Origin of the sequence: Micromonospora sp. NPDC051296, from assembly GCF_040682255.1 — a bacterium.
GTDB classification, from domain to species: domain Bacteria; phylum Actinomycetota; class Actinomycetes; order Mycobacteriales; family Micromonosporaceae; genus Micromonospora; species Micromonospora craterilacus.
Genome location: NZ_JBFBAO010000156.1, coordinates 1 through 14689, shown reverse-complemented (window position 1 = coordinate 14689; position 14689 = coordinate 1). Strand labels below are relative to the sequence as shown.

At 71.1% G+C, this 14689-nt stretch carries 10 protein-coding genes; 7 read left to right on the top strand and 3 right to left on the bottom strand.

Annotated elements, in window-relative coordinates; genetic code table 11:
* From AB0M52_RS17855 to AB0M52_RS17830, 6 genes are all read left to right on the top strand, one after another.
* On the top strand, positions 1-1922 hold a 1922-nt coding region (locus AB0M52_RS17855), incomplete at its 5' end, for an alpha/beta fold hydrolase (protein ID WP_363954520.1).
* Positions 1919-2137 carry an MbtH family protein gene (locus AB0M52_RS17850; protein ID WP_363954518.1) on the top strand — a complete coding sequence of 73 codons (219 nt, stop codon included), beginning with the start codon at positions 1919-1921 and terminating at the stop codon, positions 2135-2137. The genes AB0M52_RS17855 and AB0M52_RS17850, both read left to right, overlap by 4 nt.
* Before the next feature lie 372 nt (positions 2138-2509).
* On the top strand, positions 2510-5545 hold the full coding sequence (locus tag AB0M52_RS17845) for an amino acid adenylation domain-containing protein (RefSeq protein ID WP_363954516.1): 3036 nt from the start codon (positions 2510-2512) through the stop codon (positions 5543-5545).
* Between the two features lie 11 nt (positions 5546-5556).
* Positions 5557-7077: a lyase family protein gene (locus AB0M52_RS17840; RefSeq protein WP_363954514.1), complete on the top strand. Its 1521-nt coding sequence runs from the start codon at positions 5557-5559 to the stop codon at positions 7075-7077.
* On the top strand, positions 7074-8000 hold the full coding sequence (locus AB0M52_RS17835; protein WP_363954512.1) for a kinase: 927 nt from the start codon (positions 7074-7076) through the stop codon (positions 7998-8000). Before AB0M52_RS17840 ends, AB0M52_RS17835 begins: the two co-directional genes overlap by 4 nt.
* Before the next feature lie 27 nt (positions 8001-8027).
* On the top strand, positions 8028-10277 hold the full coding sequence (locus AB0M52_RS17830) for a pyridoxal-phosphate dependent enzyme (RefSeq protein ID WP_363954510.1): 2250 nt from the start codon (positions 8028-8030) through the stop codon (positions 10275-10277).
* 55 nt (positions 10278-10332) lie between these two features.
* On the opposite strand, the gene AB0M52_RS17825 is transcribed toward AB0M52_RS17830, so the two are convergent.
* Positions 10333-11271 carry a TauD/TfdA family dioxygenase gene (locus tag AB0M52_RS17825; protein ID WP_363954508.1) on the bottom strand — a complete coding sequence of 313 codons (939 nt, stop codon included), beginning with the start codon at positions 11269-11271 and terminating at the stop codon, positions 10333-10335.
* Positions 11268-12347 (bottom strand): GntG family PLP-dependent aldolase, encoded by a 1080-nt coding sequence (locus AB0M52_RS17820; RefSeq protein WP_363954506.1) that lies wholly within the window; start codon positions 12345-12347, stop codon positions 11268-11270. The genes AB0M52_RS17825 and AB0M52_RS17820 overlap by 4 nt, the downstream gene beginning before the upstream one ends.
* 149 nt (positions 12348-12496) lie before the next feature.
* Here AB0M52_RS17820 and AB0M52_RS17815 point away from each other — a divergent pair, with 149 nt between their 5' ends.
* The gene (locus AB0M52_RS17815; protein ID WP_363954504.1) at positions 12497-13150 is read left to right on the top strand and encodes a DedA family protein; all 654 of its coding nucleotides are present in this window, start codon (positions 12497-12499) and stop codon (positions 13148-13150) included.
* Between the two features lie 47 nt (positions 13151-13197).
* Here AB0M52_RS17815 and AB0M52_RS17810 read toward each other — a convergent pair whose 3' ends face one another.
* On the bottom strand, positions 13198-14550 hold the full coding sequence (locus AB0M52_RS17810; protein ID WP_363954502.1) for an NAD(P)/FAD-dependent oxidoreductase: 1353 nt from the start codon (positions 14548-14550) through the stop codon (positions 13198-13200).
* Between the last annotated feature and the right edge of the window lie 139 nt (positions 14551-14689).

Below are 14689 nucleotides of genomic sequence, written 5' to 3'. Positions count from 1 at the left end.
GCGACCCAGACCGGCTGCGCGACTGGCTCGACGGATCCGGTGTCGAGGAGCTGTACGCGCCGAATCTGGTGGTCGACGCGGTCGCCGAAGCGGCGGTACAACACGCCCGTGCACTGCCGTCGCTGGTGGACATAGCGCAGGCCGGCGAGGCGCTCACCCTCGGGGCCGTACGGGAGCTGTTCACCGGCCAGGTGTGCCGGCTGCACAACCACTATGGCCCGGCCGAGACGCACGTGGTCACCGCGTACACGCTTCCGGCCGACGTGGACGACTGGCCGGTCATCGCGCCGATCGGGCGGCCGATCCCGAACATCCGTGCGTACGTGCTGGACCCGGCGCTCGGCCTGGTGCCGCCCGGAGTCCTGGGCGAGCTCTACCTGGCTGGTGACGGCCTGGCCCGCGGCTACCTGGGCCGGCCGGGCCTGACTGCGGGGCGGTTCGTGGCCGACCCGTACGGCCCGCCGGGCAGCCGGATGTACCGCACCGGCGACGTGGTGCGGTGGCGCGACGGCGACCTCGTCTACCTCGGTCGGAGCGATGACCAGGTCAAGATCCGTGGCTTCCGGATCGAGCCGGGCGAGGTGGTGGCTGCGTTGGTGACGCTGCCTGAGGTGGCCCAGGCGGCGGTGCTGGTGCGTGAGGACCGGTCCCGGGACAAGCGTCTGGTCGCGTACGTCGTGCCGGCCGACGGCATGACCGTCGAGCAGGCGGCGGTCCGTCGCAGCCTGGCACGTCGGCTTCCGGACTTCCTGGTCCCCTCGGCCGTGGTGCCTGTGCCGGCGCTGCCGCTCACCGCGAACGGCAAGCTCGACCGGGCGGCGTTGCCGGCACTCGCGTCCGGCGGCGGTGCCCCGCGCGACCACCGCGAGCAGCTGCTCTGCGATCTCTTCGCCGAGGTGCTGGAGGTCGAGCGGGTCGGCGTCCAGGACGACTTCTTCGCGCTGGGCGGCCACTCCTTCCTGGCCACCCGTCTGATGACCCGGATCGGCGCGGCGCTCGGGGTGGAGGCCTCGGTGCGGACGCTGTTCGAGGCGCCTACCGTCGCCCAGTTAGCCACGGCCCTGGACGAGGGCGGCCCGGACGACTCGTTCGCGCCGCTGCTGCCGCTGCGCAAGCGAGGCAGCCGGCCGCCGCTGTTCTGCATCCACCCCGGCTCCGGGCTGAGCTGGTGTTACGTCGGCCTGCTCAACCACCTCCACCCGGACCAGCCCGTGTATGCGCTCCAGGCGCGCGGGCTGACCCGGGCGGAGCCGGTCGCCGACACCCTCGACGACATGGTGGCCGACTACGCGGCGCAGATCCGGCGGGTGTTGCCGGACGGGCCGTACCGGCTGTTCGGTTGGTCGTTCGGCGGCCTGGTGGCGCACGCGCTCGCCGCTCGGCTGCGGTCCGAGGGTGCCGAGGTGGACCTGCTGGCGCTGGCCGACGCGTACCCGCCGCGGCCCGCCGACGCCGCTCGCGAGTTCGACGAGCACGCCGTGGTCGCGGCCAACCTGCGCGCCGCCGGCTTCACCTTCGAGTCGGACGACCTACACGCCGACCCGGAGCGGGTGCTCGGCGAATACGTCGAGTTCCTCCGCGGCCAAAACTTGCCGTTGGCGGCGGTCGGGGAGCGGGTCATCGGTGGAATGAAGGATGTCTATGTCAATAACATCCGGCTCATGCGGTCAATTGACCCTTCCCGATTCTCCGGGGACATGTTACTGTTCTCGGCGACCGGCACGCTTGCGGAATACTCGGGTGCACTGGGCCCCGAGTCCTGGCAGCCGTATGTCAACGGCGTCGTTCACACCCACGAGATCGATTCCGATCACGAGGGCCTCTTGACCCGACCGGAGTCGATTGCGGCCGTCGGTCGGGGCCTCGCCGCGCGACTCGCATCCGAGCAACACCTTCCCGGGGAGAAGGAGCATCAGCCATGACCAACCCGTTCGAAGATCCCGAAGGCACCTACCATGTGCTTGTCAACGAGGAGGGGCAGTACTCCCTCTGGCCCACGTTTGTCGAGGTGCCGGCCGGCTGGGAGGTCGTCCTCAAGGACGCGAGCCACCAGGCGGCGCTCGACTACGTCGAGGAGAACTGGACCGACATGCGGCCCAAGAGTCTGATCGCTGCCATGGAGGCCGACGGCGCCTGAGCGTGCCCGCGCGGCACCCGAGCGGCCCACCGTGACCGGTATGCCCGGAGGTGGGCCGCTTGCTGTTTCACCACCGGTGCCGTTTACCCCTCGCTTAAGCGCCTTGACTGCCCGGCACCACGTCGGGCAGGCTTCGGTAAGTCAATTCGGCCGCTCAGGGCATTGCCTTTGATGTGCGTGCCGCGCGTCATTTCTCCGGCGGCGTGGAATGCGCCGTGTTTCCGCTGCAATAATGGGGGACAGGTGGCAGAGAAGCTTCGCACGTCAATTTCCGAGGCGACCCGTATTCCCCGCTGGACATGGCCGCACGCGACCGGCGCCGGGGTCGGAACTGTCGTCGGGGTCCTGCCTGCGGGACCGACTGCGGCCGGCGTGCCCCGCGAGGTACTGGCGCTGACCATGCACGCCAAGGTGCTGAGCCTGATCACCTCGGAACGGCATGCGACGACCGGCCTGGTGCACGACGGTAACCGGGCCACGGTCGTGCTGGCGGTACCGCCCGGCTCCTGGCGCGACCTGATCGCGGTGGCCGCAGCAGCGCTCAACGAGGGCGCCGACGAGCGCGGCGAGACACTCCCCGAGGTGCTACTCGACCTGGACGGCACCGAGGAGAACCTGCCGGACGGCTGCGTGCTGCTGGTACGCCTCACCGGTGCCACCGTGCAGGTACGGCACCGGGTCGACGTGATCGACGAGGACTACGCGCAGCGGCTCCTCGGCTACTACCTCCGCGGGTACGAGACCGCTCTGGCCGACCTCGACGCCGCGCACCACCGTGCCACGCTGCTCTCCGCCGAGGAAATCCAGCTGCAGATGCACGGCCTTGCCGGACCGCGCCGCGAACTGCCGGCCGAGATGTTCGTCGAGCAGTTCGAGGAGCGGGTACGCACCCACCCGGACCGGCTGGCCGCCGCGCACAACGAGCAGCACTGGACCTACGCCGAGCTCAACGAGCGGGCCAACCGGATCGCGCACACCCTGGTGGACCGCGGGCTGACCGCCGAGCAGGTGGTCGCCGTCGTGATGGAGCGCAACCTGGACTGGTTGGCCGCAGCGCTCGCCGTCTTCAAGGCCGGCGGCGTCTACCTGCCGGTCCACCCGGCGTTCCCGGCCGAGCGGATCGCCACCCAGCTGGAGCGCAGCGGCTGCCGCCTGGTGCTAAGCGAGCCCAGCAGCACCGCCACCCTGGACGCGGCGGTCGTCTCCCTCGACCGGCCCACCGAGATCGTGTACGCCGCCGACGCGTGCCGGAACGAGCGGGCCGACGACCCGCGGGTGCCGATCGAGCCCGGCCAGCTTGCCTACATCTACTTCACTTCCGGCTCGACCGGCGCTCCCAAGGGCGCCATGTGCGAGCACGTGGGCATGCTGAACCACCTCTACATCAAGATCGAAGACATGGAGCTGACCGAGCACGACGTGGTTACCCAGACCGCCTCGCAGTGCTTCGACATCTCCCTGTGGCAGTTCGCCGCGCCGTGGCTGTCCGGCGGCAGCGTGCGTATCGTGGACACCGACGTGCAGCTCGACGTGGACCGGTTCCTCGATGAGTTGCTCGCAGCGGACGTCCGGGTCGCCCAGCTCGTCCCGTCCTACTTCGAGATCCTGTTGACCCGGCTCGAGCAGTCGCATCGTGACCTGGGCCGGCTGCGGTCCATCTCGGTCACCGGCGAGGCGCTCAAGTTCGACCTGGTACGCCGCTGGTTCGCCGCCTATCCGCAGGTCAAGCTGGTGAACGCGTACGGCGCCACCGAGGTCTCCGACGACACCATGCACGAGGTGCTGACCGGTGTGCCGGAACGCGGCTTCGTCACCGTGGGGCGATCGCTGCGCAACGTCAACACGTACATCCTGGACGAGAACCTGGCCCTGGTCCCGCTCGGCTCACCCGGCGAGATCGCCTTCTCCGGCATGGCCGTCGGCCGCGGCTACATCAACGACGAGGAGCGGACCCGGCAGGCGTTCGTGATCGACCCGCTTCGACCGAACGACCGGATGTACCGGACCGGTGACTTCGGCCGGTGGCTGCCCGAGGGCCGCATCGAGTTCCTCGGCCGGCGTGACCAGCAAGTCAAGATCCGGGGATTCCGGATCGAGATCGGCGAGATCGAGAACAAGCTGCTGGCCATGACCGGCGTCCGGGACGCGGCCGTGGTGCTGGACGGCGGCCGCAACCTGGTGGCGTTCTACGCGGCCGCCGAAGAGGTGGAGGCCGGCGCGGCCCGCGACCACCTGGCCCAGTGGCTGCCCGAGTACATGGTCCCGTCCTACGTGCACCGCCTCGACACCCTGCCGCTGAACGAGAACGGCAAGGTCGACAAGAAGGTGCTGGCCATGCTCGCCGGCACGCTCGGGCACGGTGGTGGCACGTACGTGGCCCCCGCCTCGGACACCGAACGCCGCCTCGCCACCGCCTGGGCCGAGGTGCTCAACGTGCCGGTCGAGCGGATCGGCCGGGACGACGACTTCTTCGCGCTCGGCGGTACGTCTCTGGCCGCGGTACGGCTGGTAGTCAAGCTCGACCGGCGGATGTCGCTGCGACAGCTCACCCGGTACCCGGTGCTGTCCGCGCTGGCCGAGGTTGTCGATCAGGGTGCCGCCGCGAACCCGGCCGCGGACGATGCGACGTCGGTCGATATGCTGCAGCCGCTGAACGGCGCCGTCGGCGCGATGGCCACGATCGTCTGCTTCCCGTACGCGGGTGGTAACGCCGTCAACTACCAACTGCTGGCCAAGGAGCTGGAGCGGGACGGCGTTGCGGTGTACGGGGTGGAGCTGCCCGGCCACGACCTGGGTGGTCCGGACGAGCCCTTGACCGACGTGCCGGAGATCGCCGAGCGGGCTGCCAGCGAGATCACCCGGCGGATCGCCACGCCGGTCATGCTCTGGGGGCACTGCGCCGGCGCGGCGCACGCGTTGGCCACCGCCCGGCTGCTGGAACAGCGCGGCGTCGAGCCCCGGGTCTTCCTGGCCGCGCAGCTGCTGGACGACACCGCCACCCTGGCCGCCGAGCTCGACGAGATCGAGCGGATGGACGACCGCGAGATCACCCGCCGGCTGCTCCAGGACAGCGCGTACATCGAGCTGGACGGGCTCAAGCCGAAACGGGCCGCGCTGGTCGCCGCCGCGTACCGGCACGACATCGGCAGCGCCGATCGGTTCCTGATGGCCGTCCGCGATCATCCCGAAGACCACCGGCTGCGCAGCACGGTGCACGTGGTGGTCGGCGCGGACGACCCGGCGACGGCCGGCTACCAGGAGCGGTACCGCGACTGGGACGCGGTCAGCGCCGGCGCGGTCCTGCACGAGCTGCCGGAGGGCGGGCACTACTTCGCCCGGACCCGGCCCGGCAACACCGCTGCACTGGTCCTCGAGGCCTGCACGGACCTCGTCCGGCGTCCGGCCTGAGGCGGGCGGCGATGGCAAGCGTGGCCAGCGCGTCGAGCCTCACCGGCCGGATCGCCTCCGGCCCGGACGACCTGTACCGTGCCGAGGTGCTCCAGCCCCAGCTCGACTACGAGCTCCGGGCGCTGCTGCCCTGGTACGTGCGTGAGGAGAAGGTGCTGCTGGCCGAGTACCGACGCCTCGGCCTGCTGGACGGCGCCGAGGTCGCCGCGCTGGCCGGCGCGCTCAACGCGCTGGACGCCGACGAGCTGATCCGATGTGCCGGCGAGAGCATGGCCGACGTGGCGTTCTCCCTTGAGCGTGCCGTTAGCCAGCGGCTCGGTACGGTACCGGCCCGCTGGCACGTCGACCGCAGCCGCAACGACCTCCAGGCCGGCGCCCAGATGCTGGCCGGTCGGGACGCCATCGTCGAGGTGGCCGAGGGCTTGCTGGCCTGCGGCCGCGTGGCGTTGCGCCGGGCGGCCGAATCGGTCAACGTGTCGATGCCCGGCTACACCCACCAACAGCCGGCCCAGGTGATCAGCGCGGGCTTCTACCTGTCGGCGGTCTCGGACTGCATCGTCCAGACCCTGGACCGGCTGGAGGCGGCGTACGCGGCGGCCGACCGGTGCCCGCTCGGCGCCGGCGCGATGGCCGGGCAGGAGCTGGACTGGGACCGGTCCCGGATGGCCCGCCTGCTCGGCTGCGGCGCGGTCCGCGAGCATGCGCTCACCGCGGTGGCCGGCCGGGACTGGGCACTGACCGCCACGGCGGAATTCTCGCTCTGGGGCGTGGCGGTCAGCCGCTTCGTCACCGACCTGATGACCTGGGCGGGCGCGGGCTACGGGTTCGTCGACTGGCCGGACAACTGGGCCGGCATCTCCTCGGCGATGCCGCAGAAGCGCAACTTTCCGGTGCTGGAGCGTATCCGAGCCCGAACCGCGCACCTCACCGCCGGGCACCTGGCCGTGGTGCTCGGGCAGCGCAGCACCCCGTACAGCAACTCGGTCGAGGTCTCCAAGGAGGCCGGCGCACAGTTGCCGGCCACCTTCGCGGCAATGCTGTCCACGCTGCGGCTGTTCACCGCGGTCCTGGAGAACGTGCGCTGGCATCCGGACCGGACCCGGGCTGCCTGCGCTGCGGAGTACCTGGGCGGCTTCACCCTCGCCAACCTGCTGACCCTGCACGCGGATGTGCCCTGGCGGACCGCCCAGGTCCTCGCCGGGCAGTACGTGGTCGCGGCGTCGGACGCCGGACTGTCGCCGGACCGGCCGGACGGCGATCTGTTGACCCGGCTCGCGGCCGACCGCGGCCTGGCCGTGGGCGACGCCGGCGCGCTGCTGGCCGAGGCGTTCGCGCTGGACGGCGCGCTGGCCACGAAGCGTACCTCCGGCTCCACCCACCCGGACGCTGTCCGGGCCATGCTCGCCGGCCAGGAGGTCCACCTCGACCGGGCCGAGCGGTGGTGGCAGCAGCGCCGCGAGCGGATCGCCGCGGGCCTGGCCGAACTGGACGCCACGCTGGTGGCGGACGAGCCCCCAGGAGCGGACCGATGAGCATGACGCGCACCTCCGGCCTGCTCTTGCCCAAGCCCCGCTACCGTGGCGCGACCGGGGTCGGTGCCGCGTACGGCACGTTCGGCGAGCTGTTGCAGGGCCGGCTGCCCGAGGACGACGGCGACTTCCTGGTCACCTTCCCGGTGGCCCGGTGGAGCGTCGCCACGTTCCGCACGGATCCGGGGGTGACCGGGGTCAAGGTGTGGCCGCCGCACAAGCGCAAGGGCGCCCGGCTGGCAGAAATGATCATCGCCGAGACCGGCGAGCGGATCGGCGCGCACCTCAGCCTGGACAGCGGGCTGCCCGAAGGCAAGGGGATGGCCAGTTCGTCGGCTGACCTGGTGGCCACCGCCCGGGCGGTCGGCAACGCGCTGGGCGTGGACATGCCGCCCGAACGCATCGAGTCGCACCTGCGGGAGATCGAGCCGACCGACGGCGTGCTCTATCCGGGGATCGTCGCGTACCACCACCGACAGGTGCGGCTACGCGCGATGCTGGGCGCGCTGCCCAGCATGACCGTGGTGGGCGTGGACGAGGGCGGCGAGGTGGACACGGTTGCCTTCAACCAACTGCCCAAGCCGTTCTCGGCAGCCGACAGGCGCGAGTATGCCTGGCTGCTCGCCCGGATGGCCGACGCGGTACGCGCCCGCGACCTCGCCGAGGTGGGCCGGATCGCCACCCGCAGCGCCGAGATGAACCAGATTCTGCGCCCGTTCACCATGCTGTCCGACATGGTCGACGTCTGCGAGCGGGTCGGCGGCCTGGGCGTGGTGGCCGCGCACAGCGGCACGATGCTCGGCATCCTGCTCGACCGGGCCCGCCCCGACTATCACGACACGCTCGCCGCTACCGCCTCGGCGTGCGCCGCACTGGCCGGCAATGTCGCCGTCTACCAGTCGCTCTCCTTTGATTTCGGCAGCTGATCGGCCGCGCCGGCGAAAGGGGAAGGCATGCGTACAGAAAACCTCATCGATGCGATCGGCGGCACGCCGCTGGTACGGCTGGCCGTACCTGCGGCCGAGGGCGTACGGGTGTACGCCAAGCTGGAGATGCACAACCTGTTCGCGATGAAGGACCGGGTGGCCCAGAAGATCATCACCGCAGCCATCGAGCGCGGCGAACTCCAGCCGGGCGTCCCCATCGTGGAGAGCTCGTCGGGCACCATGGCGCTCGGCGTGGCTCTCGTCGGCAACCTGCTGGGCCACCCGGTGCACATCGTCACCGACCCGCGGATCGACGACATCACACTGGCCAAGCTGCGGTCGCTCGGCTGCGAGGTGCACATCGTCACGGACATGGACGACCAGGGCTGGCAGGGCGCCCGGCTGGCCAAGCTGCGTGAGCTGATGGCGGCCCACCCGGGCATGTTCTGGCCGCGCCAGTACGACAACCCGGACAACCCGGCGGCCTACCGCACCCTCGCCGAGGAACTGCTGGCCGACCTCGACCAGATCGACGTGATCGTCGGCGCGGTGGGCAGCGGCGGCTCGCTGTGCGGCTCGTCTCGTCGGCTGCGGCAGAGCCTGCCGAAGCTGCGGGTGGTCGGCGTCGACTGCGTTGGCAGCGTGCTGTTCGGCCAGCCGGACTGGCCGCAGCGGCTGCAGAGTGGGCTGGGCAACAGCCTGGACCCGCCGAACCTGGACCACTCGATGATCGACGAGGTGCACTGGCTCAGCGACCACGAGGCGTTCGCGGCGACCCGAGCGTTGGCCCGCGAGCAGAAGCTCTTCGCCGGCAACACCTCAGGCTCGGTCTACCGGGTGCTCACCGAGATGGCCCGCCGGGCCGCGTCCGGCAGCACGATCGTCGGCATCCTGCCCGACCGCGGCGACCGGTACGTCGACACCATCTACAACGACGAGTACCGGGCCAAGCGGGGCCTGGTCGGTCCGCTGCCCGTCCGGGCACGCCCGGTGCCGCTCGGCACCACGGTCCACAGCTGGTCGTACGTGCGGAACGCGCCGGACGCCGAGCCGCCGGTGATCGTGTTCGTGGAGTCGAACACGACCGGCAGCGGGATGCTGGCGCTGACCGCGGCTCGCCGCGTCGGCCTGCACCCGGTGCTGCTCACCGACCGCCCCGAGCGTTACCGCGGGCTGGCCGATACCGGTGCCACCGTGCTGCCCTGCCGCACCGATGGGGTGCAGCCGATGGTGGACACCCTGCGCGAGCACGGGTATCCCGACCACCTGATCGGCGCGGTCACCACGACGAGCGAGTTCTACCTGGTCCTCGCGGCCCGGCTGGCGGCCGCCGTCGGCCTATCCGGCGCGGGCCCGGAGGCGGTGTCCCGGTGCCGGGACAAGAGCCGGCTGCGCGTGGTGTTGGCCGAGGCGGGCGTGCGACAGCCGTTGTTCGCCGTGGTTCAGGACGGTCCCGCGGCAGCCGTGGCGGCTGCCCGGATCGGGCTGCCCTGCGTGGTCAAGCCGGTCGACGATTCCGGCTCCACCGGCGTGCTGCGCTGCGACACCGAGTCGGACGCGGCGGCGCAGGCCGAGCGGACCGTGGCGATCACCACGAACGGGCGCGGGCTGCCCACCGCCCGGACCGCGCTGGTCGAGCAGTTCTTGCCGGGCCAGGAGTACAGCGTCGAGATGTTCGGCCTGGACGGCGAGCAACGGCTGCTGGGAATCGTTGAGAAGACCACCGGCGCCGCGCCGAGCTTCGTGGAGTGCCGGCATATCGTCCCGGCCGATCTGCCGCAGTCGAGGGCCGGGGAGATCGCCGAGCTGGTGCGGTCGGCGCTGGCCGCGGTCGGCGTGTCCGGCGGCCCGACGCACACCGAGGTGAAGGTCGGCCTGGAAGGACCGGCGATCGTGGAGATCAACCCGCGTCTGGCCGGCGGCATGATCCCGGACCTGTTCCGGCTGGCCGGCGGCGTCGATCTGATAGAGAGCCAGATCCGGTACGCGGCGGGCCTGCCGGTGACGCTGCCGGAGCGGCTGGACGGGTACGCCGGCATCCAGTTCGTCCTGCCCGCCGAGGCCGGCACCCTGGTGGCCGTCGAGGGCGTCGAGGAGGCGTCCCGGGTGGCCGGCGTGGAGCAGGTCATGATCACCGTCGGGGAGGGCGCCACGGTGGCGCCGCCTACCGACGCGTACGGCCGGATCGGGTACGTCATCGCCTCGGGCACGACCCGGCAAGCAGTGATTGACGCGCTGGACAAGGCGTCCGAGCTGATTCACGTCAAGGTGGGTTAGGAACGCCGAAATGGCCCGGCTTCGCAGGGGAGCCGGGTCACTTCGCGTGGTGCGGTTACGCGCCCCTGAGCCGGACCGGGTCCGCCATGGCGACCACCACGTCCCGGTCGCCCTCGTACGGCTCCCGGCTGTGCGCCATCCGGACGTTGTCCACCAGCATGAGGTCACCGGCCTGCCATGGCTCCCGCACGGTGTGCCGCTCGTACGCGTCGTTGATTGCCGTCACGATCGTCTCGTCGAGCGGCTCGCCGTCGCCGAAGAAAGTGTTGAATGGCAGCCCATCCGCGCCAAACTCGGCCACCAGGTACTCCCGGACGGCCGGCTCCATCGTCCACTCGTTGAGGAACGCGATCTGGTTGAACCAGCACCGCTCGCCCGACTCGGGGTGCCGCACCACGGCGTGTCGGTGCTGGCGGGTGCGCAGGCTACCCTCGTCGCCCCACGTCAGCTCGATGCGCTGCCGGTCGGCGTACGCCTGCGCCTCCTGGCGGTCTGCGGTGCCGAAGGCATCGGACCACGGCACCCCGATCAGGTCGTTGAAGCTGCGGGTGAGCAACCAGCCAGTGCGGGCGAACCGCTCCACCAGGTCCTGCGGCAGCGCGGCCAGCACGGCCCGGGTGTCGCTGACGGCCGTCGCGCCGCCGCCGACGGGCGCCGTCAGGCATGAGAAGATGAGCAGGCGCGGCACCTCGAGCGCGTAGCTGACCTCGTTGTGCATGCACATCGGCTGCTCCGGCGGCCACATGGCGGACGAGTAGACGCCCTCGTCGTACCTGTCCCGCGGGGCGAAGCCCTCCCGTTCGCTCAACAGCCGGTCGGCCAGCAGCTTGCTCACGGCGGCGGCCTCGGCGATGTCGGCGATGCCGAGGCCACGGACCATGATTGCGCCTTGTTCGGCCACGGCGGAGCGCAGTGCGTCGCGGTTCGCGGCCACCCAGGACTCCGCTTCGCCGCCCTCCCCGGTGATGATGGGTAGCCGGCCAGTGGGGTTCATGAGCTTCTGCCTCCCGAGTCGGTGGTGCCTGCCAGGGGTCGGTGCGTCTGCGTGGCGAGCACGTCGGACACGATCTGTGCCGCGCGGTCGACGTCCGCGGCGCTGACGCCATGGTGGGTGACCGCGCGGATCCGGCCGCGGCCAAGCTCGGCCAGGGACAGCCCGCGCGCTGCCGCGGCGGTCAGGAACGACCGCACGTCGCCGTCGGTGAGCCGGAACATGACAATGTTGGTCTGTGGGAACGGGCCGACCTCGACGCCGGGCACGTCGGCCAGTTCCCGGGCCAGCTGGGCGGCGTGCGCGTGGTCCTCGGCGAGCCGGTCGACCATCTCGTCCAGCGCCACGATGCCGGCTGCGGCCACGATCCCGGCCTGCCGCATCGAGCCGCCGAGCAGCTTGCGGACCCGGCGGACCCGTCCGATGAACGCCTCGCCGCCGGCCACCACCGAGCCGATCGGCGCGCCCAGCCCCTTGGACAGGCAGAACTGCACCGAGTCGGCGTACTCGGCGATCGCCGCCACCGGGACCCCCAGCGCCACGGCGGCGTTGAAGACGCGGGCACCGTCCAGGTGCAGGCGCACCCCGTGCTCGCTGGCGAACGTCCGCATCAGCTCCAGATAGGACAGCGGCAGCACCGCGCCGCCGCACCGGTTTTGGGTGTTTTCCAGGCACAGCAGGGCGGGCAGGGCGAGCTGCGGGTCGGTGTGGTCGATGGCGAACTCGGCGTGCAGCGCCTCCTGGTCCAGTCGGCCGTCCGGCAGGTTGGGCACGGGGGCGTAGGTGAGTCCGCCGCAGACCGAGGCACCGCCCGCTTCGTACAGGTAGATGTCGGACTCGGCCCCGACGACAACCTTCGACCCTCGCGGGCAGTGCGCCATCTGGGCGGCCAGGTTGGCCATCGTACCGCTCGGCATCAGGCAGGCCGCGGCCTTGCCGAGCCGTTCCGCGGCCAGGTGCTCCAGCCGGGCAACGGTCGGATCCTCGCCGTAAATGTCGTCACCGAGCGGGGCCTCCACGATGGCCTGCCGCATGCGGCCGGTCGGAAGCGTGAACGTGTCACTGCGCAGTTCGATCATGACGTCCTCGGCACATCTGTCGAAAGTAGGGGTCGATTGCTGTCGATCGTGCGTAGGCAGGGGCGGCGCGAATCCATAGCGTTGGTGGTGCACGCCACGCGGCACGGATGGCCGCGGAATACCTGGTACGGCCGTCGGGGGGGAGCAAGATGATCAACCGGTACGTGGCCCAGGCGGCCCCGGAGGATGGGATCGCCGGGTGGGCGGTGGACCTGATGGAACGGATCGGCGGCCCCGGTGCTGGGATCGCCGTCGCCCTGGAGAATCTGTTCCCGCCGCTGCCCAGTGAGGTGATCCTGCCGCTGGCCGGCTTCGCAGCCAGCCGGGGTGACTTCGGCCTCGCCTCGGCGCTGTTCTGGACGACACTCGGCTCGGTGGTCGGCGCGCTCGCCCTCTACTGGATCGGCGCAGCCGTCGGCCTGCGCCGGGTGCGGGCGATCGCCGAGCGGATGCCGCTGGTGAACGCGGAAGACATCGACCGCTGTCAGGCATGGTTCGACAAGCACGGCAGCAAGGCGGTGTTCTTCGGCCGGATGATCCCGATCTTCCGGAGCCTGATCTCGGTGCCGGCGGGTGTGGCTCGGATGCCGCTCGGGCGCTTCCTCGTCTACACCACGCTGGGCAGCCTCATCTGGAACAGCATCTTCGTTCTCTCCGGGTACGCGCTCGGCGAGAACTGGGAGCGGGTCGAGGGCTATGCGGGCTCGTTCCAGAAGATTGTGATCCTGGCCGTGCTGGTGGCCGTCGCAGTGTTCGTGGTGGTCCGCCTCCGGCGCCGGAATGAGGCCCGTACCGCCCGATGAGCTCCCGATCTGGAACGGGCGGTGAGCCGGAAGCAGCCGCTTCCGGCTCACCGCCTGCCGCCCAACTCGCGCAGTGCGCCACGAGCAAGGGCCCCGGCCACGGTCACTGCCACGGCGCTGGCCGCCACGGTCAGCAGGCGATCCTGCCGGCGGGCCTGGCGCAGCGCGTCCGCGTACGGGGTGGTGGTGTGCGAGACCAGCGTGTAGAGCGGCTGCCAGGCCGCCGGAAACAGCCGGTGCAGCAGCAGGTCAGCCTGGCGGCGGGCCCGGAAGAGCGGCGAGCGCAGGCCGTCGCGCAGTTCCGCGAACTGCTGGATGCTCAGGTCGGCCAGCACGTCGGTGTGCGGGCGACGTCGTTGCTCGTACGCCCGGAATGCGGTACCGAGGTCGGCGGGGTGCTCGGTGAGGCACTCGTCCAGCGCGACGCAGTCCTCCAGCGCGGCGTTCATGCCCTGGCCGTAGAAGGGGTAGACGGCGTGGCAGGCGTCGCCGATCAGCACGGTCCGGTCGGCGTGAGACCACGGGCTGGTGCGTACCGACACGAGGTGGCCGACCGGCTTCGCGGCGAACTGCGCGACCAGGTCCGGAACCAGGCTGCGCAGATCCGGGAAGTACTGGTCGAAGAAGGCGACGATCCGGTCCGGCTGGGTCAGCGTGGCGAAGCTGTCCTCGCCGGTGAGCGGCAGGAACACGGTCCCGGTCATCGATCGGTCGCGGTTGGGCTGGGCGACCACCATGGCGTTCGCAGCCGGCCAGACGTGAAAGGCCTCCAGCCGGGCGTGCTCGCCGTGCGCCGGGGCCGGAATGGCGAACTCCCGGTAGCCCCACTCGAGGAACTCCTTGCGGAAGTTGGCCTGGGTGCCGCGCTGCATCTCGCGCCGGACCGCGGAGTTGACGCCATCGGCGCCGATCACCACGTCGGCCGCCACCACGGTCGGCTCGCCGGTCCGCTCGTCCACGAAGGCGGCTTTTGGGGCCTCCAAGTCGAGGCTGGACAGCCGGCTGTGGAAGACGAAGCGCACGCTGTCGTGCGACCGGGCCAGGTCCATCAGCGCCTCGTTGAGGTCGTGGCGCAGGATCGAGTGCAGGATCTCGTGATCGTGTGTGCCGTACGGGTGGAAGGTAAGCCGGCCCCCGGACTGGTGCACCGCCCGGCCCCGCATCGGCACCATTCGGCCGGCCAGCGTCCCGGCCAGGCCCAAATCGCGCAGGACCCGCATGCCGCGCTCGGAGATGCCCAGGTTGATCGACCGGGCCCCGCCGCGGGCCGCGATCTCGGCCGGGTCCGCGCGGCGCTCGTACACGTCGACCGGCACGCCGCGTCGGCCGAGCATCGCGGCGAGCGCCGAGCCGGCCAGCCCGGCGCCCACGATGACGACGCGCTGCCGCTCACCGCTCATCGGGCCACCGCCCCCACCGTCCGGAACGCGCCGAGAATGCTGCGGTTGACGGTCGCCGGATCCTCCAGATAGCCGTAGTGACCGCAGCCTGGAATCAGGTCGAAGGTGGCGTGCGGGATCGCGTCGGCGACCTCCCGGC

Excerpts from the sequence above, each read along its gene's own strand:
- AB0M52_RS17850 (WP_363954518.1), top strand. The coding sequence starts at position 1,919 with ATGACCAACCCGTTCGAAGATCCCGAAGGCACCTACCATGTGCTTGTC.
- AB0M52_RS17840 (WP_363954514.1), top strand. The coding sequence starts at position 5,557 with ATGGCAAGCGTGGCCAGCGCGTCGAGCCTCACCGGCCGGATCGCCTCC.
- AB0M52_RS17835 (WP_363954512.1), top strand. The coding sequence starts at position 7,074 with ATGAGCATGACGCGCACCTCCGGCCTGCTCTTGCCCAAGCCCCGCTAC.
- AB0M52_RS17830 (WP_363954510.1), top strand. The coding sequence starts at position 8,028 with ATGCGTACAGAAAACCTCATCGATGCGATCGGCGGCACGCCGCTGGTA.
- AB0M52_RS17825 (WP_363954508.1), bottom strand. The coding sequence starts at position 11,271 with ATGAACCCCACTGGCCGGCTACCCATCATCACCGGGGAGGGCGGCGAA.
- AB0M52_RS17820 (WP_363954506.1), bottom strand. The coding sequence starts at position 12,347 with ATGATCGAACTGCGCAGTGACACGTTCACGCTTCCGACCGGCCGCATG.
- AB0M52_RS17815 (WP_363954504.1), top strand. The coding sequence starts at position 12,497 with ATGATCAACCGGTACGTGGCCCAGGCGGCCCCGGAGGATGGGATCGCC.
- AB0M52_RS17810 (WP_363954502.1), bottom strand. The coding sequence starts at position 14,550 with ATGAGCGGTGAGCGGCAGCGCGTCGTCATCGTGGGCGCCGGGCTGGCC.